Here is a 22,072-nt window from a genome sequence, read left to right as displayed (position 1 = left end):
GGTAGCCCGTCAGTCGAGCATGGCTCGACTCTACCCTTGGCCGCTCCGTTATCATCCCCGCATGACGTCTGCTACCCATCCGCGCCCGATCCGGCCGTTGCCGGAGATCCTGATCAACCAGATCGCCGCCGGCGAAGTGGTCGAACGACCCGCGTCGGTGGTCAAGGAGCTGGTCGAGAACGCGATCGACGCCGGCGCCAGCCGCGTTGATATCGATCTTGAAGAGGGCGGCGTGCGCCTGATCCGCATCCGCGACAACGGCAGTGGCATCGCGCCCGAGCAGTTGCCACTGGCAGTGTCGCGCCATGCCACCAGCAAGATCGCCGATCTTGACGATCTCGAATCGGTGGCCACGCTCGGTTTCCGGGGAGAAGCGCTGCCGTCGATCGCATCGGTCAGCCGCTTCACCCTGTGCTCGCGGCGCGCGCACGACGAGCACGGTTCGGCACTGCAGATCGAAGGCGGCAAGATCGGCGAGGTGACCCCGCGCGCGCATGCGCCGGGCACCACGGTGGAAGTGCGTGAGTTGTTCTACAACGTGCCGGCGCGGCGCAAGTTCCTGCGCGCCGAGCGTACCGAACTGGGCCATATCGAAGAGTGGCTGCGTTCGCTGGCGCTGGCACGGCCGGATGTCGAGCTGCGCGTGTCGCACAACGGCAAGGCCTCGCGGCGCTACAAGCCAGGCGATCTGTATTCCGATGCACGCCTTGCCGAAACGCTGGGCGAGGATTTCGCCAACCAGGCCGTGCGCGTGGACCACAGCGGCGCCGGCCTGCGCCTGCATGGCTGGATTGCGCAGCCGCATTATTCGCGCGCGAGCGCCGACCAGCAGTACCTGTACGTCAACGGTCGCTCAGTGCGTGACCGCAGCGTCGCCCACGCAGTGAAGATGGCCTACGGCGACGTGCTGTATCACGGCCGCCAGCCGGCCTATGTGCTGTTCCTCGAACTGGATCCGACCCGCGTCGACGTCAACGTGCATCCGGCCAAGCACGAGGTGCGCTTCCGCGATTCGCGGCTGGTCCACGATTTCGTCTATCGCACGTTGAAGGATGCGCTGGCCGATACCCGTGCCGGCATGTCGGCGCAGGAGATCGGTGCCGGCCCCGCACATCCGGCGGACGCCGCCGCCGTCCCGACGGCATCGAGCGCCGGCGCGTCGGGGTTCGGGCTGGTGCGTGGGGCTGCGCCCGGCTCGGGAGGTGGTGGTGGCGGATTTTCAGGCTGGCGTCCGCAGCAGCCGCTGGGCCTGCAGGTGGCCGATGCACCGGCCGCCTACGCCGCGCTGTATGCCACGCCGGCCGGTGCCGAACGCGCAGCGGCGTTGCCGCCGATGCCGAGCGAGAACGGGTTGCCGGTAACCAGTGCCGACGCGGGTGTACCGCCGCTGGGCTACGCGATCGCGCAGCTGCATGGCATCTACATCCTGGCCGAGAACGCTGAAGGCCTGATCGTGGTCGACATGCATGCGGCCCACGAACGCATCGGCTACGAGCGCCTGAAGAATGCGCACGATGGCATCGGCCTGCAGTCGCAGCCGTTGCTGGTGCCGATCACGCTGGCGGTGGGCGAGCGCGAGGCCGACACCGCCGAAAGCGAAGCCGACACACTGGCGGCGCTCGGCTTCGAGGTGACCCGGGCCGGCCCCGGGTCGCTGCACGTGCGCAGCATTCCGGCACTGCTGGCGCATGCCGAACCGGAAGGACTGCTGCGCGACGTGCTGACCGACCTGCGCGAGCACGGCCAGAGCCGCCGCGTGGCCAGTGCACGCGACGAGCTGCTGTCGACCATGGCCTGCCATGGCGCGGTGCGTGCCAACCGGCGCCTGACCGTGCCGGAAATGAACGCGCTGCTGCGCGACATGGAAATCACCGAACGGTCCGGCCAGTGCAACCACGGCCGACCGACCTGGGCCCGTTTTTCGCTGGCGGAGATCGACCGCTGGTTCCTGCGCGGACGTTGAGGGGAGCATCGATGCGTTATCGGGGAGTGGCGGGCCTGCTGGCCGCCGTGGTGTTGGCCGCCTGCAGCCCGGCAACTCCGCCGGCGCCGACGGTCGCTGAAGATCCGGCCTACGCGGCCGCGCAGCAGCAATGGCGTGTAGCGCGCTACCAGGACCTGACCCGGCCCGATGGCTGGACGGCCCTGGTCGGCCTGCACTGGCTGCAGAACAAATCCCATTTCGTTGGCAGCGGCGCCACCAACGGCATCCGCCTGTCGGTCGGCCCGGACAGGCTGGGACTCCTGCGTCGCGACGGGACGCAGTGGTGGTTCACGCCTGAAGCCGGTGTCGATGTCAGCCACGACGGCCAGCCGGTGCGTGGCCGCATCCGCGTCGACACCGACAAGGACACGCAGCCGACGCTGCTGGCCTTCGATGGCGGCAAGGGCCAGCTCAGCATCATCCGCCGGGGGCCACGGGACGCGCTGCGGGTCAAGCATGCCGAGGCACCGGCGCGGCGTGATTTCGCCGGCCTGCGGTACTGGCCGGGCGGCGCGGACTGGCAGGTGCAGGCGCGCTTCATCGCGCATCCGCCGGGGAAGACCTTGCCGATCGTCGACATCACTGGCCTGACCACCGAGATGCCCAATGCCGGTGCGGTGGAGTTCGAACGTGATGGCCGCAGCTGGCGCCTGGAGGCGATCGGTGCGCCCGGGCAGCCACTGTTCCTGATCTTCGCCGACCGCACCAGCGGCCGCGGCAGCTATCCGGCCGGGCGCTATCTGGATACCGAGGCCCCCGCTGTAGACGGCACGGTGCGCATCGATTTCAACCATGCCTACAACCCACCGTGCGCGTTCACCGCCTACGCGACCTGCCCACTGGCGCCGCCGGAAAACCGGTTGGACCTGCGCGTGGAAGCGGGCGAGAAGGCCTACCACCTGCCTGAAGGAGAAGGCTGACCATGCCGATCAAACACCTGTTCCGTACCGCGCTGCTGCTGGCGGCCTGCGCAGTGGCGCCACTGGCCACGGCCCGCGTTGGCCAGGCCAGCCCTGCCGCGGCCGCGGCCGCGGCCGCAACGGCGGCCAAGCCGCCGGTGCCCCTGTTGTGGAAAGTCACCGGCCCGGGCGATGCACGCGTGTACCTGCTGGGATCGTTCCATCTGCTGAAGCCACAGGACTACCCGCTGTCGCCCGATGTCGAGCAGGCGTTCGAAGCCTCGCAGCGGGTGGTGTTCGAACTGTCGCCGGAAGACATGCAATCGCCCCAGCTGGCCAGCCGCATGGTGCAGGCTGCGACCCGCACCGATGGCAGCGAGCTGAAGCGTGATCTGGATGCGGCCACCTGGCAGAAGCTGCAGGCCTTTGCTGCCCAGAACCAGTTGCCGCTGGCGCAGATGCAGGGCATGAAGCCCTGGTTCGTCGGTCTGAGCATTTCGATCGGGCAAATGCAGAAGCTGGGCCTGGACCCGGCGCTGGGCCTGGACCGCCACTTCATGGAACGCGCGCAGAAGACCGGCCGCAAGACCGCGGGACTGGAAGATATCGATACCCAGATCGGCATGCTGGACGGGATGACGGTGCAGGAACAGCGGCAGATGCTGGCCGAAGCACTGGACCAGGCCGGCAAGGCCGATGAGCAGGCGCGGCTGCTGCATGATGCATGGCGTCGCGGCGACGAGCGCCTGCTGTGGACCAAGATGGCGGCAGAGATGCGCCAGCAGTATCCGCAGCTGTACCAGCGCATCAACACCGGTCGCAACGATGCCTGGGTGCCGAAGCTGCAGCCGTACCTGCAGGCCGGGCAGGGCGGTACGCTGGTGGTGGTCGGCACGCTGCACCTGCTGGGCAGTGATGGCGTGGTCGAGAAGCTGAGGGCGAAGGGCTACAAGGTCGAGCGCGTGTGCACGGGGTGCAAGGCCAAACGCTGACGCACGGTTGGCGCGATGCCAAACAAGACGGCGCGCCAGGGGCGCGCCGTTTTCGTATCAGCCGTTGCTGCAGCTCAGCGGCGGGTCTTGCCGCCGGTGCCGGTACCGGTGCCGGGTTCGCCGGGCTTGTTGCCGGTTCCCGTTCCGGTGCCGCCCGGGCGCGGGCCACCGAAGCCGCTGCCCATGCTGCGCTGGAATTCCTGCCACAGCTCCAGGTTGCGCTCGGTCAGCTGGTTCATCATCGCCCACGGGGTCTGGCCCAGCAGGTTGCCCATCTGCTGGCGGAACTGCTGCTGCTGGTCGAGGAAGACCTGCATGCTGCGCTCCAGGTAGTTGCCCATGAAGCCCTGCAGGGAATCGCCGTAGAAGCGGATCAGCTGGCTCAGCAGCTGGGTCGACAGCATCGGTTCGCCGTCCTGTTCCTGGTCGGCGATGATCTGCAGCAGGACCGAACGGGTGAGGTCGTCGCCGCTCTTGGCGTCGCGGACTTCGAAGTCTTCACCGTCCAGGATCAGCTGGCGCACGTCCTCGATGGTGATGTAGCTGGAGATCTCGGTGTCGTAGAGACGGCGGTTCGGATACTTCTTGATGATGCGGGTCGCAGCCATGAAGCGGTACTCGTCACAGTAGACGCGCAGCATGGCGCAGTGCAGCAGCGGTTGCAACCGCCCCAGCCCCCGCCAGGCTTGGCTTTCAGGAGCGATCATGTTGCGCAGCAAGGGTTTGCGTGCTGCGCAGCATGACCATCGGCAGGGGCCGTCAGCGCATGCCGCAGCGGCCCCTGCGCGGCTTACCAGCCCATGTGGTGGCCGCCGTTGATGTCCAGGTTGCTGCCGGTGATCCATGAGGCTTCCTCGGCCACCAGGAAGGACACGCCATAGGCGATTTCCTCCGGCTTGCCGAGGCGCCCGGTGGGGATGTCGGCGATGATCTTGGCGCGTACGTCCTCCGGAACCGCCATCACCATGTCGGTGGCGACGTAGCCGGGCGAAATGGTGTTCACGGTGATGCCGAAGCCGGCGTTCTCGCGGGCCAGCGAAATGGTGAAGCCGTGCATGCCGGCCTTGGCCGCGGCGTAGTTGGCCTGGCCGTACTGGCCCTTCAGGCCGTTGATCGAGCTGATCTGGATGACCCGGCCCCAGCAGCGGCGCCGCATGCCTTCGATGACCGGGCGGGTGACGTTGAACACTGAATTGAGGTTGGTGTTGATCACATCGTGCCACTGGTCCGCGCGCATGCGGTGGAACGTCGTGTCGCGGGTGATGCCGGCATTGTTGACCAGGATCTCGACCGGGCCCAGCTCGGCCTCGACCGCACGCACCAGCGCCTCGGCGCTGCCTGGATCGGAGACATCGCCCGGGAAGATCGACACGTTGTAGCCGCGCTCGGTCATCGCCTGCTGCCATGCGCGGGCCTTGCCCTCGTCGCGGTAGTTGGTGGCGACCCGGTGGCCCTGGTCGGCCAGGCGTTGGCAGATGGCGGTACCGATGCCGCCGGTTCCGCCGGTGACCAGTGCGACGCGAGATGTCATGGAGTGCTGTCCGGGAATCAGGTGGGGGAAGGGGGATTCTGCAACATCGGCGCGGAAAGTGCGCCGGCCGGCAACAGGATGTCGGTCCGCGGCAGTCGAACCGGGTCGAATGCCCGTTGCGCAGTGTGCAGCAGCGCATCCCGGTCATCGGCGCCGTCCAGTGCGGCAGGGGCCTGGCCCAGCAGCTGCCAGAGCGCGCGCAGTACCGGCACCGGCCGTGTACTGTCCACCGGCAGCGACGCCAGCGACTTGGACAGTTTGTGGCCGGGGGCGTCGAGCAGCAGCGGCAGGTGCCAGTAGCGCGGCACCGCCAGGCCCAGCGCCTGCTGCAGCAGGATCTGCCGCGCGGTGGAATCGAGCAGATCGGCGCCGCGCACCACTTCGGTCACCCCCTGCGCGGCGTCATCGACCACCACCGCCAGCTGGTAGGCCCAGCAGCCGTCGGCACGGCGCAGCACGAAGTCGCCGACTTCGGCATGCACGTCCTGCTGCTGCGGGCCACGCAGCCCATCGTCGAAGTGCACGACGCTGCCCGGTGGCACGCGGAAGCGGACGGCGGGGTCCGGTCGCGGTTGCCGCGCAACGCAGCGGTGGTGGATGCCGCCGCTGGCAGCCAGTTCGCTGCGGCTGCAGTGGCAGATGAAGGCCTGGTCGCTGGCCAGCAGCACGTCCAGCGCGGCCTGGTAGGCCTCGCCTCGAGCGCTCTGCCACAGGACCGGGCCGTCGTGGACCAGGCCGAACGCAGCCAGTGCCTGCAGCTGTGACTGCGCGGCGCCGGGCACGGTACGCGGCGGGTCAACGTCTTCGATGCGCAGCCGCCACAGGCCGCCGTGGTGGCGGGCCAGCAGCCAGCTGCCGAAGGCGGCAAGCAGGGATCCGGGGTGGAGCAGGCCGGTCGGCGAGGGCGCGAAGCGGCCGCAGGGAACAATGGCGGTCATGCAGGCTGAATCGTCGGTCAGGTTGGCGCTTGAATTCAAGCTGAGCGCACCGCAAATTGACGGATATCGACCCCTTCCGAGCCGGATTTTCCCATGTTCACCCGTATTGCCCTGTTCCTGGCGACCAACCTCGCGGTCCTGATCCTGGCCGGCATCGTCATGTCGATCCTGGGCGTGGACGCGCGTTCGATGAGCGGCCTGCTGGTGATGGCCGGCATCTTCGGTTTCGGTGGCTCCTTCATCTCGCTGCTGCTGTCCAAGTGGATGGCCAAGCGCTCCACCGGTGCGGTGGTGATCACCGAGCCGCGCAACCAGACCGAGCGCTGGCTGCTGGCCACGGTCGAGCGCCAGGCCAAGGCCGCCGGCATCGGCATGCCGGAAGTGGCCGTCTATGACGGCCCGGAGATCAATGCCTTCGCCACCGGTGCCAACCGCAACAACGCGCTGGTGGCGGTGTCCACCGGCCTGCTGCACAACATGAGCGAAGACGAGGCCGAAGCGGTGCTGGGCCACGAGATCGCCCACGTCGCCAACGGTGACATGATCACCATGGCGCTGCTGCAGGGTGTGCTGAACACCTTCGTGATCGTGCTGGCCCGCGTGGTCGGCGGCATCATCGACAGCGCGCTGTCGGGCAACCGCGAAGGCGGCGGCCGTGGGTTCGCCTACTACATCATCGTGTTCGTGCTGGAGATGGTGTTCGGCCTGTTCGCCACGATGATCTCGATGTGGTTCTCGCGCCACCGCGAGTTCCGCGCCGATGCCGGCGGTGCCTCGCTGGCCGGTCGCCAGAAGATGATCGCCGCGCTGGAGCGCCTGCAGCTCAACCATGGCCAGAGCACGCTGCCGACCCAGATTGCCGCCTTCGGCATTTCCGGTTCGACGGCCAAGAAGCTGTTCATGAGCCACCCGCCGCTGGAAGAGCGCATCGCCGCGCTGCGGGCGTCGACGGTGGCGTAAGCTTCTGCTTTCAAGGTAGTGCAGGAACGCCTGGCCGCGCGCCGGGCGTTTTTGTTGGCGCGCCGACGCATCTGTGGCGCCGGGTACGACCCGGCGAGAGTCATTTCCGCGACCGCGGAGGGGTGTCACTTTCTTTGCTCGTGCAAAGAAAGTGACACCCCCCGCGGTCGCGGAAACGAATCTCCGTGCGCACAAACGAAAACGGCACCCTCGCAGGCGCCGTCTCCATGAACCGCTTTACGCAAAACCTCAGAACTTCGCGTCGAACTCGGCGGCGTAGCCGGTGTTCACCAGCACCTTCTGCAGCGACTCGGCCACCTTCAGGTTGCCGGCCACGATCTGGTGGGTCTCCGGGCCACGGTTGTCCATGCGGCCCAGGGTCGCGCCCTTGAAGTCACAGACCTTGCCGCCCGCCTCGCGGACCAGCAGCAGGCCGGCGGCGATGTCCCACGCCTTCACACCGGCCTCGAAGTAGGCGTCGGCACGGCCGCAGGCCACGTAGGCCAGGTCCAGTGCCGCCGAACCGGTGCGGCGGATGTCCTCACCGTGCACCAGCAGGGCGTCGACCGCCTTCAGCTGGGCGCTGGCGCGGCTGCGCTCGCGCGGGGCGAAACCGGTGTGGATCATCGTGCCTTCCAGATCCTTGCGCTCGGCCACGCGGATGCGGCGGTCGTTCAGCACGGCGCCGGCACCCCGGCTGGCGGTGAACAGCTCATTGCGCAGCGGGTCGAAGATGACCGCGTCGGTCGGCTCGCCGTTCTCTACCAGCGCGATCGACACGCAGTAGTGCGGCACGCCACGCAGGTAGTTGCTGGTGCCGTCCAGCGGGTCGATGACCCACATCTGGCGGCGCTCGCCCTGCACGCCACCTTCTTCGCCGAAGATGCCGTAGTCCGGGTAAGCGCGCTTGAGTTCCTTGACGATGACCTTTTCCGCGTCCGCATCCACTTCGCTGGCGTAGTCCATCCGGCCCTTCTGCACCACGTTCAGTGCCTCGAGCTTGTTGATGTTGCGCAACAGGACGTTGCCGGCGAGGCGGGCGGCCTTGACCATGACGGTGACGGCGGGTTTCTGCATGGCGTGGGCTCCCGGAAAGGCAGAAGAGATGGACTGGCGGGGGAAAAGAGCGGGTCCGGCGCAGTGGCCGGTCGCACAGTTTACCATTGGTCATCGTCCAGCTCGACCTTTTCCCTGTTCATGTCCCAGTTTCCTGCCACCACCCGCCTCCGATTCGTCCTGGTCGGTACCCAGCACCCCGGCAACATGGGGGCCGCCGCCCGTGCCCTGAAGACCATGGGCCTGGCCCGCCTGGTGCTGGTCGCCCCCGAGAAACCGCTGGACGAGGAGGCCTTCCGCCGCTCTGCCGGTGCCGAAGATGTGCTGGGGGACGCCCCGGTGGTCGCCACCCTGGCCGAGGCCGTGGCCGATTGCCGCCTGGTGCTGGGCTGCACCGCGCGTGCCCGCCGCGTGCAGCTGGAGGAGTACCTGCCGGCCGATGCCGCCGCTCGTGCGGTGGCCAAGGCGGGCGAGGGCGCCGAGGTGGCGCTGGTGTTCGGCCGTGAGCGCACTGGCCTGACCAACGAAGAACTGCAGCTGTGCCACGCGGCGGTGCACATCCCGTCCGATCCGGCGTTCAGCTCGCTCAACCTGGCTGCCGCCGTGCAGGTGCTGGCCTATGAGACACGCATGCAGCTGCTGGGCGCGCAGCCGGCCGCGGACGCCGAGCCCGGTTTCCGCGAACAGGCAGCAAGCCATGAACAGATGGAGAGTTTCTTCGCCCAGCTTGGCGACACCCTGGACGAGATCGATTTCCACAAGGGCCGCGCGCCGGAATCGGCGATGCGCAAGCTGCGCCGGCTGTTCCTGCGCAGCGAGCCGAGCGAGCAGGAAGTGCGCCTGTTGCGCGGCATCCTTGCCGACACCCAGCGGATGGCGCGGCTGGCGCAGGCGGGCAACAAGGACAGCTGACGACGTTCTCATTTTTTCGGGTAGTCTGTCCGGATACCCAGGGGGGATGAAGCCTGTGTCGGGTCTGCGAAGGGCAGTGCAGAGGGGACTGCTGAGCCTGGTCATGATCCTGCTGGCCGGGACGGTGCATGCAGCACCGGACCGGGTGCTGGTGCTGGGCCGGATCAGCGATGATCCCAAGGCCCATTACGAGCAGCTGCAACCGTTGCTGGACTATGTAGTGGCACGCATGCACGACGTCGGCATCAAGGAAGGGCGGATCCTGATGGCACGCGACCCGCAGCAGATGGCCAGCTATCTGCGGCGGGGGCGGGTCGACTGGGTCACGGAAACGTCGGGTACGGCGGTGGCACTGGGCCAGCGCAGTGGCGCGCGGCCGCTGCTGCTGACCGAGCGCAATGGCGTGCGTGAGTACCAGACCGTGTTCTTCGTGCGTCGCGACAGTCCGATCCAGCGGATCCAGGACCTGCGCGGGCATCGCCTGGCGCTGCAGAACACGGCGTCCACCAGTGCCTACCTGGTGCCGGTGATGACGCTGCTGCAGGAGGGGCTGGCGCCGCAGATCCTGGCCGGTGTGTGGGACGTGCCGGGCCGGGACAGCGTGGGGTACGTGTTCGCACGTAGCGAGTTGAACATCGCCACGTTCGTGCACAAGGGCATGGTCGAAGTGGGGGCGGTGAGCAGCGTGGACTGGAATGACGAGCGACGGATGCCTGCAGCATTCCGGCGCGACTTCCGCGAACTGCTGCGCACCGAACCCTACCCACGGGCGGTGGAAATGGTTCGCGCCGACCTTGACCCGCGGGTGCGTGACCGGCTGCAGGACGTCCTGCTGCAGGCGGCCAGCGACCCGCAGGCACAGGGGGCGCTGCATCGGTTTTTCGGCACTTCCGGTTTCCACCGCGTCGATGCGCATGCGCAGCAGCGGCTGGATGAATTGAAACAAGGATTGACGCGCGTGCGGATGGAAGTGGAATGAAGTGGCTCGGCTCGGGAATGCAGGCCCGGTTCCTGCTGGCGATGGGCGGGGCGATGGTCGTGGTGGTGGCGATCCTGGCGGTGTTGCTGGGGCGGCAGGCGGCGATGCAGGGCGAGGTGCGCAACCTCAGTGGTGGCGTCATCCATGAACTGTTCGACCGCAGCGTGCGCAGCCGCGGCGAAGCAATGGCGCGCGAGCTGTCCGACGCGCTGGCCAACCCGTTGTACTACCGCGACCTGGACCAGGTCGGTGCGCTTGTGCGCAGCACCGCACGGCAACCGGTCGTGCGCTATGTGCTGGTGTTCGACGAACGCGGCCGGCTGGTGCATGACGGCTCGATAGAGGTGTCCGGCTTCGGCCAGCCGATGACCGACCCGCTGGCCCCCAAGGCCGCGGTGGCGCAGGCGCTGGTGGTGCAGGAATCGCCCAAGGTGCTCGACAACACCATGCCGATCATGGTCGGCAACCAGCGCATCGGCGGCGTCCGCGTCGGCATGGCGCTGGACGAGGTGCAGCAGCGCGAACAGGCCGCCAATGCCACGCTCGGCGAGCGCCTGCAGCAGGTCGGCAGCCGCCACCTGGGCTGGCTGCTGCTGATGCTGGGCCTGCTGGTGGTGATCGGCGTGGTGGTGATCCTGTACGTGCAGCGCACCCTGGTGGCGCCGATCCGGGACCTGGCCGCTGCGGCGCGCCGCATCGAGGCTGGCGACTACCAGGCGCCGCTGGCCGAGAACACCCGCGACGACGAAGTCGGCGAGCTGGTGCGCGGCTTCGCCCGCATGCGCGATGCCATCGCCCGCCATGACCGCGAGGTGCGGCGCATGGCCTATACCGATGCGCTGACCGGGCTGACCAACCGGCTGGCATTCCGGGAAGCGCTGGACCATCGCCTGATGGCCGCGCGCGCATCCAATCATCGGCTGGGCCTGCTGTTTGCCGATATCGACGACTTCAAGCGCGTCAACGACACCCTGGGCCATGAGGCCGGTGACGAAGCGCTGTTGCAGTTCGCGCAGCGCATCGGCAGTGCGGTTACCGAAGCCGGTGGCGATGAAGCGCTGCTGGCCCGCTTTGGCGGCGACGAGTTTGTGATCCTGGTCGGTGATGGCGACGTGGCGGCCAACGCACGGCTGCTGGCCGAAGTGCTGGTGCGCGAGCTGGGCAAGCCGCTGGTGGTGCAGGGCCGGGAACTGTTCCTGGGCACTTCGATCGGCGTGACCCTGTTCCCGGACGATGCCGCTGATGCGACCACGCTGCTGAAGAACGGCGACATCGCCATGTACCAGGCCAAGATGGCCGGCAAGAACTGCTACCGCTATTACAGCCGTGCGATGGACCACGCGGTCGAGCGCCGCGTGCACATGGAGCAGGAGCTGCGCGGGGCCTGGGAGCGCGGCGAGCTGCGCCTGGCCTACCAGCCCATCTTCCGCATGCGCGACCGGCGCATGGTCGGCGTGGAAGTGCTGCTGCGCTGGCAGCATCCGACCCTGGGAACGATTCCGCCGTCGGTGTTCATCGAAGTGGCCGAGCAGAGCGGGCTGATCGAGCTCATCGGCCCGAAGGTGCTGCGTGCGGCCTGCATGGAAGCCTCGCAGTGGCCACGCGGGGCGGGCGGCGATGATCTGTTCGTGTCGGTGAATGTGTCGCCGCGGCAGCTGCGCGGCGGTGAACTGCCGGCATTGGTCGCGCAGTGCCTGCACGAGTCCGGGCTGCCGGCGTCGCGCCTGCACCTGGAACTGACCGAAACCGCGGTGATCGGCGACGAAATGGTTGCCGCGCAGCTGCTGGACAAGCTGCACCGCACCGGCGTGAAGGTCTGGCTGGACGATTTCGGTACCGGCTTCTCCGGTCTCAGCCATCTTCGCCAGGTGCCGGTGGACGGCGTGAAGATCGACAAGAGCTTCGTGGCCGACATGCAGCGCGATCCCGACGATCTGGCGCTGACCACGGCGATCATCGCCATGGCCCACGCACTGGGCATCACCGTGGTGGCCGAGGGCATCGAGCAGCAGGCGCAGTTCGAACTGCTGGTGCAGCGCGGCTGCGATCTCGGCCAGGGCTACTGGCTGAGCCACCCGGTGACCGCCACCGAAGTGGTGCGGATGATCGAGTCGGGCCTCTGACCGACACAAAAGGGGACGGAGGGGATTAAGTCGCTTATGCATTTGCGACTTAATCCCCTCCGTCCCTTTTTTTACAGCGGGCGCTTGCTCGGGTCGCCGGGCAGTTCGCGCACCAGTTTCGGGATCAGATAACCGGACAGGCGTGCGGTCAGGCCGGCAATCAGTGCCTTGGCCTGGGCATCATCCACTTCGAAGTGGGCCACGCCTTCGACCCGGTCCAGTTGGTGCAGGTAGTAGGGCAGCACGCCCGCGGCGAAGCTGCGCTCGCTCAGGTCCTGCAGGGCCTGCACGCTGTCGTTGACCCCGCGCAGCAGTACCGCCTGGTTCAGCAGCTGGGCGCCGACGCCGCGCAGGCGGGCCATCGCCGCGTCCACGCTGGCGTCGAATTCATTGGCGTGATTGGCGTGGACCACGATCGCCAGCGGCCATGGCAGGCTGCCCAGCCAGCACACCAGTTCATCGTCCACGCGTTCCGGCAGCACGATCGGCAGCCGGGTATGGATGCGCAGGCGGCGGATATGCGGAATCGCGCGCAGGGCGTCGGTCAGCTCGACCAGCTTGTGCGTGGCCAGTGACAACGGGTCACCGCCGGACAGGATCACCTCATCGATGTCCGGGTCGGCCGCGATGGCGGCTACGGCCTCCTGCCAGCCACCCTTGGCGGCGTTCTCCGCGGCATAGTCGAAGTGGCGGCGGAAGCAGTAGCGGCAGTTGATCGCGCAGCTGCCCGTGGCGACCAGCAGGGCGCGGCCACGGTACTTCTGGATGACGCCGGTGGCCTTCCTGGCGGCACCATCACCCACCGCATCGAAGCTGAACCCGGGCGCCGGGCGCATTTCCTCGTCGATCGGCAGCACCTGGCGCAGCAGCGGGTCGGCCGCATCGCCCACGCCCATGCGGGCCACGAAGCCCTCGGGCACGCGCAGTGCGAACTGGTTCATGGCCGCCTCCGAGACACCCAGCGCCGCCGGGTCCAGCTGCAGCCGGGCCAGCAGGGCGTGGGGGTCGCGCAGCGCCTGGCGCCAGAGCTGCTGCCAGCGCACGGGCGCGCCTGGCGACTGGGGCCGGGGGAAGGCGGAAAGCTGCATGGAGAGGGGGCCTGCGGTTATCATGGGGGCAGAAAAACAGTCGCCCACCGGCATCCGGTGGGCTTTCCATTCTAACGGCTCGCCGCACCCGCGGCGTTTCTGCCACTCAGGAGTTTACGCATGGCCAGCTACGGCATGAACGACGTCAAGAACGGGATGAAGATCCTGGTCAACAACCAACCGGCCGTCATCATCGACACCGAATACGTCAAGCCGGGCAAGGGCCAGGCCTTCACCCGCGTGAAGTACCGCCTGATCAAGGACGGCCGTACCCAGGAAGTGACCATGAAGTCGACCGACTCGCTGGATGCAGCCGACGTCGTCGATACCGACATGAACTTCATGTACAGCGACGGCGAATACTGGCACTTCATGGATCCGGAGTCCTTCGAGCAGGTCCAGGCCACCAAGGCTGGCATGGGCGGCGCCGAGAAGTGGCTGAAGGGCGAAGAGTCCTGCGTGGTCACCCTGTGGAATGGCGAGCCGATCTTCGTTCAGCCGCCGAACTTCGTCGAACTGAAGATCACCGAAACCGATCCGGGCGTCCGTGGCGACACCTCGGGCGGCGGCGGCAAGCCGGCCACCCTGGAAACCGGTGCCGTGGTGCGCGTGCCGCTGTTCGTCAACCAGGACGAAGTGATCCGTGTCGACACGCGTTCGGGCGAATACTCCGCACGCGTCAAATAAGGTTCCGGCCGCAGGCCGACCTTGCTGTAGAGCCGAGCCATGCTCGGATACGCGCCAGTGCATTCGCGCTGGCGCTCCCATGATCTGCTTCGGCAGATCATGGGCCGCGCTTCACGGGTCTCCAGACCCCGCCGCTTCGCGGCAGCCCCTGACTCAGGGGCGTGTTCCCCAGAAGTATCTCGCCGCCCCCAGCCAGTGAGCCCGCATGAGCGATAGCCCGCACCTCCCCGAAGCCTGCGACCTGCTCATCGAAGCCGGTCATGTCGTTCCGATCGAGCCGCATGCGGTGGTGCTGGAAGACCATGCCGTTGCCGTGCGTGGCAGCGAGATCGTGGCCATCCTGCCGCGTGCCGAGGCGCGCGCACGCTTCCGTGCCGCACAGGTGGTCAGCCGCCCCGAGTCGGCGCTGATGCCGGGCCTGGTCAACGCGCACACGCACAACCCGATGACCCTGCTGCGCGGCGTCGCCGACGACCTGCCGCTGATGACCTGGCTGCAGCAGCACATCTGGCCGGTGGAAGCGGCGGTGATCGGCCCCGAGTTCGTCGCCGACGGCACCACCCTGGCCATCGCCGAGATGCTGCGCGGCGGCACCACCTGTGCCAACGAGAACTACTTCTTCGGCGACGTGCAGGCTGCGGTCTACAAGAAGCACGGTTTCCGCGCACTGGTTGGCGCGGTCATCATCGATTTCCCCACCGCCTGGGCCAGGACCGACGACGAATACTTCGCCAAGGCCGGTGAACTGCATGATCAGTGGCGCACCGATCCGCTGATCGGCACCGCGTTCGCGCCGCATGCGCCGTACACGGTCAACGATGCCAACTTCGAGCGGGTGCGGATGCTGTCCGACCAGCTCGACATGCAGGTGCACCTGCATACCCACGAGACCGCGCAGGAGATCAACGATTCGATCAAGCTGCACGGCCAGCGCCCGCTGGCGCGGCTGGATCGGCTCGGCCTGGTCAACGACCGCCTGATCGCGGTGCACATGACCCAGCTGACCGATGCGGAAATCCACCTGTGCGCCGAACGCGGCGTCAGCGTGGTGCATTGCCCGGAATCGAACCTGAAGCTGGCCTCCGGTTTCTGCCCGGCCTGCGCCCTGCAGCGCGCCGGCGTGAACCTGGCGATCGGCACCGATGGCTGCGCCAGCAACAACGACCTGGACATGTTCAGCGAGAACCGTACCGCAGCGATCCTGGCCAAGGCCGTGGCCGATGATGCCACCGCGCTGGACGCGGCCACCACGCTGCGCGCAGCGACGCTGGGCGGCGCCCGTGCGCTGGGCTTTGCTGACCGCATCGGTTCGATCGAAGTCGGCAAGCAGGCCGACCTGGTCTGTGTCGACCTGTCGGCGCTGGAAACCCAGCCGCTGCACAACGTGCTGTCGCAGCTGGTGTATGCCACCGGCCGCCAGCAGGTCAGCGACGTCTGGATCGCCGGCAAGCCGAAGCTGGTGCAGCGCGAGCTGGTCGGCATGGACCTGCCGGGCATCATCGCCAACGCGCGCCAGTGGCGCGAGCGCATCCGTCATATCCGCGCCTGATCCCTGGCGCCGCAAGGACCCCTCATGACTGCCCCCCACGCTTCCTCCAATTTCGATCAGGCCGAGCTGGACAAGTTCGCCGCGCTGGCCAACCGCTGGTGGGACGCTGACGGCCCGCAGAAGCCGCTGCATGCGCTGAACCCGGTGCGCCTGAAGTACGTGGCCGACCGCGTACCGTTGCGTGGCGCGCGCGTGCTCGACATCGGCTGCGGTGGCGGGCTGCTGAGCGAAGCGCTGGCGCAGGCCGGCGCCGACGTCACCGCCATCGACCTGGCCCCGGAACTGGTGAAGGTCGCGCGCCTGCATGCGCTGGAAAGCGGCGCCAAGGTCGACTACCGCGTGCAGGCCGCCGAGGATCTGGCCGCCGAGCAGCCGGGAAGTTTCGACGTGGTCACCTGCATGGAAATGCTGGAGCACGTGCCAGACCCGGGCGCGATCATCGACGCCTGCAAGCGCCTGCTGAAGCCGGGCGGCCACCTGTTCCTGTCGACCATCAACCGCACCGCGGCCGCCTTCGCGGTGGCGATTGTCGGCGCCGAGTACGTGGCGCGGCTGCTGCCCAGAGGCACCCACCACTACCAGGAATTCATCAAGCCGGCCGAGCTGGCGCGCTGGCTGCGCGAGGCTGACCTGCAGCTGGTGGATGTCAGCGGCATGGCCTACGAGCCGTGGCGCAACCATGCCCGCCTGAGCAGCCGCACCGACATCAACTACCTGGCCTACGCGGTCAAGCCGGCATGACCTCCGCCCGCTTCCCGCGTGCGGTGCTGTTCGACCTGGATGGCACGTTGCTGGACAGCGCGCCGGACTTCGTCGCCACCTGCAATGCGATGCTGGCCGAGCGGGGCCGGGCAGCGATCGATCCGGCGCAGCTGCGGCCGGTGGTCTCCAAGGGCTCGCGCGCGATGGTCGGGGCCGCTTTCCCGGACCTGGATGCCGCTGCGCGCGATGCATTGATCCCGGAATTCCTGCAGCGCTACGAAGCGCTGATCGGCCAGCACGCGGTGCTGTTCGACGGCGTGGCCGGCATGCTCGCCGCGCTGGATGAGGCCGGTACGGTATGGGGCATCGTCACCAACAAGCCGGAGCACCTGGCGCGCCTGATCCTGCCGCAGCAGGGTTGGCAGCAGCGCTGCGCGGTGCTGGTCGGCGGTGACAGCCTGGCCGAGCGCAAGCCGCACCCGCTTCCACTGCTGCACGCTGCGCAGGCCATTGGCATGGCCGCCGAAGACTGCGTGTACGTGGGTGATGACGAGCGCGACATCATCGCTGCACGTGCTGCCGCGATGCCGTCGGTGGCGGCGCTGTGGGGCTACCGCCTGCAAAGCGACGATCCGCTGGCCTGGCAGGCCGACGTGCTGGTCGAGAACGCTGAACTTCTGCAACTGGCCAGTCTCTGGCCGACCCGGCCGGCAGCCCCGGCCCAGCCGTAAGGAATCCCGTAGTGAGCAGTACCGCGCTGGACAGTTTCCTCGACAAGTGGCGCAGCCGTTGGCCGGAATGGTCGGTGGCCGCCCCGTTCGTGGCCGAACCGCAACGCGAGCTCGCAGTGGCGTGGTTTGCGCTGCTGCAGGAGTTCGACGACATGCTCAACACCAGCGGCGATCCGCTGCCCGCCGATGCCAAGCTGGCGTGGTGGGGCGAGGAGCTGCGCAGCTGGGCAGGGCATCGTTCGCGCCATCCGCTGGGCCGTCTGCTGGAGCCGGTGCGTGCGCCGTGGGTGCAACTGGCCGAAGCACTGCCGGACCTCGTTGAAGCGCGTACCGTTGCGCTGGATGCAGCCGGTGCCGAGCGTGCGCTGGCCAATTACGCCGACGCCGTGGCCGCAGTGGAAGCGGCCTTGTTTGCCGACAAGCCGCGCACCGGCGCCGGTCGTGCGGTGCAGCTGCAGACCCTGGCCCAGCGCCTGCAGGACGCCGGCGTGGCCGGTGTGCCGCGCAGCCTGTTGGATGAGGATTCCAGCACGGCCGCGCAGCGCTGGGCCCAGTACCTGTTGAAAGGATGGGGCAGCCGCGTGCCGGGCCCGCGCCCGCGGCGCGTGTGGTCGAGCCTGGCGCGCGCCCGCGTTGCCGCGCAGGCCGCAGGCAAGCCAATCGAAGCCACCCCGGTGCGCACGTTGCTGCGCGTGTGGTGGGCTGCCCGCGGTTGATCCAACTGTCTAGTAGTGCCGGCCGCTGGCCGGCAGCTCGGGCACTGCAGAATTCATGCGGTTGCCGGCCAGCGGCCGGCACTACCGTTATTTGCGTTCCAGCACCAGCAACGGGTCGATGCGGGTGTCGAACCAGTTCATGCCCCAGTGCAGGTGCGGGCCGGTGGCACGGCCGGTGGCGCCGACGGCAGCGATCACCTGGCCCTGCTCCACACGGTCGCCAACTTTTACGTCGATGCGCGAAAGGTGCAGGAAATTGGAGCTGACCCCGAAGCCGTGGTCGAGCAGCAGCGTGCCACCGGTCAGGTACAGGTCCGGACCGGCGAAGGTCACGATGCCGGCCGCCGGCGCCTTCACCGGGGTGCCGGTCGGCACCGCGATGTCCATGCCGGAGTGACCGGCCCCCGGCTGCCCGTTGTAGACGCGTGCATTGCCGAAGCGGCCGCTGATGCGGCCCTGTACCGGCCAGATGAAGGTCTGGGTGAAGTCGGTGCGGTCGTCATCGCGGGCACGTGCGGCGGTCACCTGCGCCTGTTCGCGCTTGATCCGCTCGGCGATCGCCGCCGGCGGATTGACCGTCTTCGGTGGCACCCCGTTGACCCGCTCGGTGGGCCAGTCGCGCGGCGTCACCGCAATGGTCGCGGTCTCGCTGCCACCATCGGGGCGTTGCACCTGTACGCGCAGCGGACCCTTCTCGTCGCGGCCGATGCCGAACACCACGCTGCCGTAGCCGCTCACCCGCAGCTGGCGGCCGGCGTACTGCACGCGACTGCCTGCGGGCACCTTGCCGATCACCAGCGCGCCCTGCGAGGCACTGGCCGGGAACACCACGCGTCTGTCGATCAGGCTGCCGATGCCATCCTGCGCGTTGGCCGAAGATGTGCAGAGCAGGGGCGCGGCCAGCAGCAGCGCCCCGATCATCAGTGCCGAACGCATCAGCGGTCGTAGGTCATGCGCTGGCCGGCGGGCTCACCCACCAGCTTGCTGCCGTCCCACACCAGCTGGCCGTTGACCCAGGTGGAGGCGATGCGCGAGCGGAAAGTGGTGCCTTCGAACGGCGACCAGCCGCACTTGGACAGCACGTCCTCGCGCTTGACGGTGAACGGCACGTCCTCCACCAGCACCAGGTCGGCAAAGTAGCCTTCGCGCAGGAAGCCGCGTTCTTCCACGTCGAACAGCTGCGCCGGCGCATGTGCGAATTTCTGCACCACCTGCTCGCGGGTCAGCTTGCCTTCGTGCACCCGCTCCAGCGCGGCCACCAGCGCGTACTGCACCAGCGGCAGGCCCGACGGCGCCTGCGCGTAGGGCTTCTGCTTCTCTTCCCAGGTGTGTGGCGCGTGGTCGGTGGCCAGCACGTCCAGCACGTCATCGGCCAAGGCAGCGGTGATTGCCTCGCGGTCGGACACTTCCTTGATCGCCGGGTTGCATTTGATCAGGTTGCCCTTGGTCGCGTAGTCCGGGCGCGCGAAGTGCAGGAAGTGCACGCAGGTTTCGGCGGTGATCTGCTTGCGGCTGCCATCGGCGCGGATCAGCGGGCCCTTCTCGAACAGCGCCAGCTCATCGGCGGTGGAGATGTGCAGTACGTGCAGGCGGGTGCCGTGCTTGCGTGCCAGCGACATTGCCAGGCGGGTCGACTTGATGCAGGCTTCGCGCGAACGGATGTCCGGGTGCATGTCCGGGGTCAGCGCATCGCCGTACTTTTCCTGGAAGGCCTTGAGGTTGGCATCGATCATCGGCGTGTCTTCGCAGTGCGTGATGATCGGGGTCGGGCATTCGCGGAAGATCGCGTCCAGCGTTTCCGGGTTGTCGACCAGCATGTTGCCGGTCGAAGCACCCATGAACACCTTCACGCCCGGGGCCTTCTTCGGGTCCAGGGCACGGATCGCGTCCAGGTTGTCATTGCTGGCACCGTGGTAGAAACCGTAGTTGGCCCAGGCGCGGCCGCGCGCGAGCTCGTACTTGGCTTCCAGGATGGTTGAATCCAGCGTCGGCGGGTTGGTGTTGGGCATGTCCATGAAGCTGGTCAGGCCACCGGCCACGGCGGCCGCCGATTCGCTGGCGATGTCGCCCTTGTGGGTCAGGCCCGGTTCGCGGAAGTGCACCTGGTCATCGATCATGCCGGGCAGCAGCCAGCGCCCGGCCGCGTCCACCACCTGCTCGCCGTCGCGCGGCGCGAGCCCGCTGCCGATCTGCGCGATGCGGCCGTTCTCGATGCGCAGGTCACCATCGAAGGTGCGGCCTTCGTTGACCATGCGGGCGTTGGTGATGAGGGTGGAGGACATGTCAGTGTTTTCCTGTGCAACGGCAAGAGGGGGCGTTGGGGGACTCGGGCACGGGATCGAAGCCGCCGGGATGGAACGGATGGCAGCGGCCCAGCCGGCGCGCAGCCAACCAGCTGCCGCGCAGCGGGCCGTGCCGCGAGATGGCGTCCATCGCGTATTCAGAACAGCTCGGCACGAAACGGCAGCGCGGCCCCAGCAGGGGGCTGATGAAGCGCTTGTAGAAGCGCAGCAGGGCAATGAGCAGGCGCGAGATCACCCAGTCATCTTATGCCAGTTGGCATGAAGGACGCATTTGTGCAGGATGGGGCGTTGGTCGCATGTCGCCGATGGCCTGCGACCGGTACCAGCACCGTCGGGTGCTGGCCAGGTTCCGTACCGCGCAAGGCGGTCCGTGTTCGTCGGACTGCCCTCCAGGGCGCCTTGGCTCCAGGACTGAATGGAGCAGGGTGCCGAGGTTGCTGCTGCGGGTCGGGTAGGCTATAAAGGCCCGCTTTCCCGGGCCCCGGGAAATCCAAGGAAGAGCGTTTCGTGGCTGCTAAAAAAACTGCAAAGAAGGCCGCAACGGCCGCCAAGAAAACCGCCAAGCCTGTTGTGAAGAAGTTGGCGGCAAAGCCCGTTGCCAAGAAGCCGGCCAGCAAGCCGGCGACCAAGGCAGCGTCCTCGCAACCGGCGGCCAGGAAGGCCACCGCAAAGAAAACGCCGGTCAAGGCAACCAAGCCGGTGGCGAAGAAGGCCGCTGCGCCCGCCAAGGCCAAGCCAGCCGCCGCCAGCAAGAAGGCGCCGGTGAAGAAGACCGTCAGCAAGGCCGCGCCAGTGAAGAAGGCCGCCGCCAAGCCGGTGGTCAAGAAGGCCGCCGCCAAGCCGACGCCGAAGGCGGTGGTGAAGAAGGCTGCAGCCAAGCCGGTCGCCAAGCCCGTAGCAAAGAAGGTCGCTGCGGCTAAACCGGCCGCCACGCCCGCCGCTGTAAAGAAGGTTGCCAAGAACGTTGCCGCGCCGGCCGCAAAGCCGACCCCGGCCCCAGTAGTGAAGTCCGCACCGAAGCCTGCTGCCAAGCCGGCTCCGGCCAAGCCTGTCCCGGCCAAGACCGTGGCAGTGGCGGCAGCCCAGCCGGCCTCAACGCCGGCCCCGGCCGCCGCTCCTGTCGCTTCGAAGGCCCCGCAATCCAAGAATCCCGTGCCCGTTTCGAAATCGCCTGCCAAAACCGCCGTGAAATCCGATTCCGCCCCGAAGACCGTGTCGCGCCCTGTCGGCAAGGTTGCCGTGGCCGTCGCCGCCCGCTCGGCAGCACCGGCCCCGCGCAGCAAGTACAAGGTGGTCGAGTACAAGACCGACGAGGCCACTGGCCGCCCGATCCTGCCGGCTGGCTACAAGCCGTCCTCGGAAGAGGAATACATGAGCCCGCTGCAGCAGGAGTATTTCCGCCAGCGCCTGCAGAACTGGCGCGCGGACCTGGTGGAAGAGTCCAAGCAGACCATCGAGAACCTGCGCGAGGAAGTGCGTGACATCGGCGACGAAGCCGAGCGTGCGACCCGCGAGACCGAGAACTCGCTGGAACTGCGTACCCGCGACCGCTACCGCAAGCTGATCGGCAAGATCGACAGCACCCTGAAGCGCCTGGAAGCAGGCGACTACGGCTACTGCGTCGACACCGGCGAAGAAATCGGCTTGGAGCGCCTGGAAGCGCGCCTCACCGCAGAGCGCACCATCGACGCCCAGGAGCGTTGGGAGCACCTGCAGAAGCAGCAGGGCGACTGATTCCAGTTCGTTGTCTGGTCATGCGAAAAACCCGGCTTCGGCCGGGTTTTTTGTTGGGTTCGTGTTGGCTGCGTAGGGCGGCGCCTTGCGGGGATCGGCGTGAGCCTGCGGGTGGGTCCGGGCAGGACAGGCTGCAAGTACATCCCTGTAAGCTCGGCCGCGGCATCCATGCCGCGGACGGTCCTGCC

General features: G+C 67.8%; 21 protein-coding genes. 13 read left to right on the top strand and 8 right to left on the bottom strand.

Annotation, left to right across the window (positions count from 1 at the left end; all coding sequences use genetic code 11):
* Window positions 1–61 precede the first annotated feature (61 nt).
* The 3 genes from mutL to AC5P8U_RS01285 are packed head-to-tail and all read left to right on the top strand — an operon-like array spanning window position 62 to window position 3,875.
* Complete coding sequence (mutL, locus tag AC5P8U_RS01295; RefSeq protein ID WP_061478061.1) at window positions 62–1,963, top strand: DNA mismatch repair endonuclease MutL; 1,902 nt, start codon at window positions 62–64, stop codon at window positions 1,961–1,963.
* 11 nt (window positions 1,964–1,974) lie between these two features.
* Window positions 1,975–2,904 carry a DUF1684 domain-containing protein gene (locus tag AC5P8U_RS01290; RefSeq protein WP_447897593.1) on the top strand — a complete coding sequence of 310 codons (930 nt, stop codon included), beginning with the start codon at window positions 1,975–1,977 and terminating at the stop codon, window positions 2,902–2,904.
* 2 nt (window positions 2,905–2,906) lie between these two features.
* Entirely contained in the window at window positions 2,907–3,875 is a 969-nt protein-coding gene (locus AC5P8U_RS01285; protein WP_495213842.1) for a TraB/GumN family protein, read from the top strand.
* A 74-nt stretch (window positions 3,876–3,949) separates the two neighbouring features.
* Here the strand turns inward: AC5P8U_RS01285 and phaR are convergent, their stop codons facing one another.
* From phaR to gluQRS, 3 genes are all read right to left on the bottom strand, one after another.
* Window positions 3,950–4,483, bottom strand: a complete 534-nt coding sequence (gene phaR, locus AC5P8U_RS01280) for a polyhydroxyalkanoate synthesis repressor PhaR (protein ID WP_005417756.1) — start codon at window positions 4,481–4,483, stop codon at window positions 3,950–3,952.
* Between the two features lie 182 nt (window positions 4,484–4,665).
* Window positions 4,666–5,406 carry an acetoacetyl-CoA reductase gene (gene phbB, locus AC5P8U_RS01275; protein WP_088497642.1) on the bottom strand — a complete coding sequence of 247 codons (741 nt, stop codon included), beginning with the start codon at window positions 5,404–5,406 and terminating at the stop codon, window positions 4,666–4,668.
* Window positions 5,407–5,423: 17 nt separating this feature from the next.
* Complete coding sequence (gene gluQRS / locus AC5P8U_RS01270) at window positions 5,424–6,344, bottom strand: tRNA glutamyl-Q(34) synthetase GluQRS (RefSeq protein WP_072168406.1); 921 nt, start codon at window positions 6,342–6,344, stop codon at window positions 5,424–5,426.
* Window positions 6,345–6,437: 93 nt separating this feature from the next.
* Between gluQRS and htpX the strand changes: the two genes are divergently transcribed.
* Window positions 6,438–7,304, top strand: a complete 867-nt coding sequence (gene htpX / locus AC5P8U_RS01265; RefSeq protein ID WP_049415827.1) for a protease HtpX — start codon at window positions 6,438–6,440, stop codon at window positions 7,302–7,304.
* 249 nt (window positions 7,305–7,553) lie between these two features.
* Here htpX and AC5P8U_RS01260 read toward each other — a convergent pair whose 3' ends face one another.
* Window positions 7,554–8,381, bottom strand: a complete 828-nt coding sequence (locus AC5P8U_RS01260) for an inositol monophosphatase family protein (protein WP_049468091.1) — start codon at window positions 8,379–8,381, stop codon at window positions 7,554–7,556.
* Window positions 8,382–8,501: 120 nt separating this feature from the next.
* Between AC5P8U_RS01260 and AC5P8U_RS01255 the strand changes: the two genes are divergently transcribed.
* The 3 genes from AC5P8U_RS01255 (at window position 8,502) to AC5P8U_RS01245 (ending at window position 12,374) form a co-directional block, all read left to right on the top strand.
* The gene (locus AC5P8U_RS01255) at window positions 8,502–9,272 is read left to right on the top strand and encodes an RNA methyltransferase (RefSeq protein WP_072168405.1); all 771 of its coding nucleotides are present in this window, start codon (window positions 8,502–8,504) and stop codon (window positions 9,270–9,272) included.
* 103 nt (window positions 9,273–9,375) lie between these two features.
* A complete protein-coding gene (locus AC5P8U_RS01250; RefSeq protein ID WP_227836954.1) occupies window positions 9,376–10,251 on the top strand; it encodes a phosphate/phosphite/phosphonate ABC transporter substrate-binding protein in 876 nt (291 codons plus the stop codon).
* A complete protein-coding gene (locus AC5P8U_RS01245; protein ID WP_005417742.1) occupies window positions 10,248–12,374 on the top strand; it encodes a putative bifunctional diguanylate cyclase/phosphodiesterase in 2,127 nt (708 codons plus the stop codon). Before AC5P8U_RS01250 ends, AC5P8U_RS01245 begins: the two co-directional genes overlap by 4 nt.
* Window positions 12,375–12,445: 71 nt before the next feature.
* On the opposite strand, the gene epmB is transcribed toward AC5P8U_RS01245, so the two are convergent.
* The gene (gene epmB, locus AC5P8U_RS01240; protein ID WP_447897471.1) at window positions 12,446–13,486 is read right to left on the bottom strand and encodes an EF-P beta-lysylation protein EpmB; all 1,041 of its coding nucleotides are present in this window, start codon (window positions 13,484–13,486) and stop codon (window positions 12,446–12,448) included.
* 96 nt (window positions 13,487–13,582) lie between these two features.
* Between epmB and efp the strand changes: the two genes are divergently transcribed.
* The 5 genes from efp (at window position 13,583) to AC5P8U_RS01215 (ending at window position 17,847) form a co-directional block, all read left to right on the top strand.
* Window positions 13,583–14,149: an elongation factor P gene (gene efp / locus AC5P8U_RS01235; protein ID WP_005410381.1), complete on the top strand. Its 567-nt coding sequence runs from the start codon at window positions 13,583–13,585 to the stop codon at window positions 14,147–14,149.
* A 205-nt stretch (window positions 14,150–14,354) separates the two neighbouring features.
* Window positions 14,355–15,698 (top strand): TRZ/ATZ family hydrolase, encoded by a 1,344-nt coding sequence (locus AC5P8U_RS01230; protein WP_053500540.1) that lies wholly within the window; start codon window positions 14,355–14,357, stop codon window positions 15,696–15,698.
* Window positions 15,699–15,722: 24 nt separating this feature from the next.
* Window positions 15,723–16,439 (top strand): bifunctional 2-polyprenyl-6-hydroxyphenol methylase/3-demethylubiquinol 3-O-methyltransferase UbiG, encoded by a 717-nt coding sequence (gene ubiG, locus AC5P8U_RS01225; protein WP_049412667.1) that lies wholly within the window; start codon window positions 15,723–15,725, stop codon window positions 16,437–16,439.
* Window positions 16,436–17,131, top strand: a complete 696-nt coding sequence (locus AC5P8U_RS01220) for a phosphoglycolate phosphatase (RefSeq protein ID WP_447897472.1) — start codon at window positions 16,436–16,438, stop codon at window positions 17,129–17,131. Before ubiG ends, AC5P8U_RS01220 begins: the two co-directional genes overlap by 4 nt.
* Window positions 17,132–17,142: 11 nt before the next feature.
* Window positions 17,143–17,847: a squalene/phytoene synthase family protein gene (locus tag AC5P8U_RS01215; protein ID WP_065196619.1), complete on the top strand. Its 705-nt coding sequence runs from the start codon at window positions 17,143–17,145 to the stop codon at window positions 17,845–17,847.
* Between the two features lie 87 nt (window positions 17,848–17,934).
* On the opposite strand, the gene AC5P8U_RS01210 is transcribed toward AC5P8U_RS01215, so the two are convergent.
* Genes AC5P8U_RS01210 through yidD form a run of 3 tightly spaced genes read right to left on the bottom strand, consistent with a single transcriptional unit; the run spans window position 17,935 to window position 20,385 of the window.
* A complete protein-coding gene (locus AC5P8U_RS01210; protein ID WP_353080619.1) occupies window positions 17,935–18,783 on the bottom strand; it encodes a M23 family metallopeptidase in 849 nt (282 codons plus the stop codon).
* Window positions 18,783–20,129 carry a dihydroorotase gene (locus tag AC5P8U_RS01205; protein ID WP_061478048.1) on the bottom strand — a complete coding sequence of 449 codons (1,347 nt, stop codon included), beginning with the start codon at window positions 20,127–20,129 and terminating at the stop codon, window positions 18,783–18,785. Before AC5P8U_RS01205 ends, AC5P8U_RS01210 begins: the two co-directional genes overlap by 1 nt.
* A gap of 1 nt (window position 20,130) precedes the next feature.
* The gene (gene yidD / locus AC5P8U_RS01200; RefSeq protein ID WP_014037867.1) at window positions 20,131–20,385 is read right to left on the bottom strand and encodes a membrane protein insertion efficiency factor YidD; all 255 of its coding nucleotides are present in this window, start codon (window positions 20,383–20,385) and stop codon (window positions 20,131–20,133) included.
* A 272-nt stretch (window positions 20,386–20,657) separates the two neighbouring features.
* Between yidD and dksA the strand changes: the two genes are divergently transcribed.
* Entirely contained in the window at window positions 20,658–21,884 is a 1,227-nt protein-coding gene (gene dksA, locus AC5P8U_RS01195) for an RNA polymerase-binding protein DksA (RefSeq protein ID WP_447897473.1), read from the top strand.
* Window positions 21,885–22,072 lie beyond the last annotated feature (188 nt).

This window comes from Stenotrophomonas sp. YJH_SMC_81 (genome assembly GCF_059370875.1).
This window is presented reverse-complemented; position numbering and strand designations above follow the sequence as displayed.

Coding starts and splice junctions, on each gene's coding strand:
- mutL (WP_061478061.1), top strand. CDS start 62: ATGACGTCTGCTACCCATCCGCGCCCGATCCGGCCGTTGCCGGAGATC.
- AC5P8U_RS01290 (WP_447897593.1), top strand. CDS start 1,975: ATGCGTTATCGGGGAGTGGCGGGCCTGCTGGCCGCCGTGGTGTTGGCC.
- AC5P8U_RS01285 (WP_495213842.1), top strand. CDS start 2,907: ATGCCGATCAAACACCTGTTCCGTACCGCGCTGCTGCTGGCGGCCTGC.
- phaR (WP_005417756.1), bottom strand. CDS start 4,483: ATGGCTGCGACCCGCATCATCAAGAAGTATCCGAACCGCCGTCTCTAC.
- phbB (WP_088497642.1), bottom strand. CDS start 5,406: ATGACATCTCGCGTCGCACTGGTCACCGGCGGAACCGGCGGCATCGGT.
- gluQRS (WP_072168406.1), bottom strand. CDS start 6,344: ATGACCGCCATTGTTCCCTGCGGCCGCTTCGCGCCCTCGCCGACCGGC.
- htpX (WP_049415827.1), top strand. CDS start 6,438: ATGTTCACCCGTATTGCCCTGTTCCTGGCGACCAACCTCGCGGTCCTG.
- AC5P8U_RS01260 (WP_049468091.1), bottom strand. CDS start 8,381: ATGCAGAAACCCGCCGTCACCGTCATGGTCAAGGCCGCCCGCCTCGCC.
- AC5P8U_RS01255 (WP_072168405.1), top strand. CDS start 8,502: ATGTCCCAGTTTCCTGCCACCACCCGCCTCCGATTCGTCCTGGTCGGT.
- AC5P8U_RS01250 (WP_227836954.1), top strand. CDS start 9,376: ATGATCCTGCTGGCCGGGACGGTGCATGCAGCACCGGACCGGGTGCTG.
- AC5P8U_RS01245 (WP_005417742.1), top strand. CDS start 10,248: ATGAAGTGGCTCGGCTCGGGAATGCAGGCCCGGTTCCTGCTGGCGATG.
- epmB (WP_447897471.1), bottom strand. CDS start 13,486: ATGATAACCGCAGGCCCCCTCTCCATGCAGCTTTCCGCCTTCCCCCGG.
- efp (WP_005410381.1), top strand. CDS start 13,583: ATGGCCAGCTACGGCATGAACGACGTCAAGAACGGGATGAAGATCCTG.
- AC5P8U_RS01230 (WP_053500540.1), top strand. CDS start 14,355: ATGAGCGATAGCCCGCACCTCCCCGAAGCCTGCGACCTGCTCATCGAA.
- ubiG (WP_049412667.1), top strand. CDS start 15,723: ATGACTGCCCCCCACGCTTCCTCCAATTTCGATCAGGCCGAGCTGGAC.
- AC5P8U_RS01220 (WP_447897472.1), top strand. CDS start 16,436: ATGACCTCCGCCCGCTTCCCGCGTGCGGTGCTGTTCGACCTGGATGGC.
- AC5P8U_RS01210 (WP_353080619.1), bottom strand. CDS start 18,783: ATGCGTTCGGCACTGATGATCGGGGCGCTGCTGCTGGCCGCGCCCCTG.
- AC5P8U_RS01205 (WP_061478048.1), bottom strand. CDS start 20,129: ATGTCCTCCACCCTCATCACCAACGCCCGCATGGTCAACGAAGGCCGC.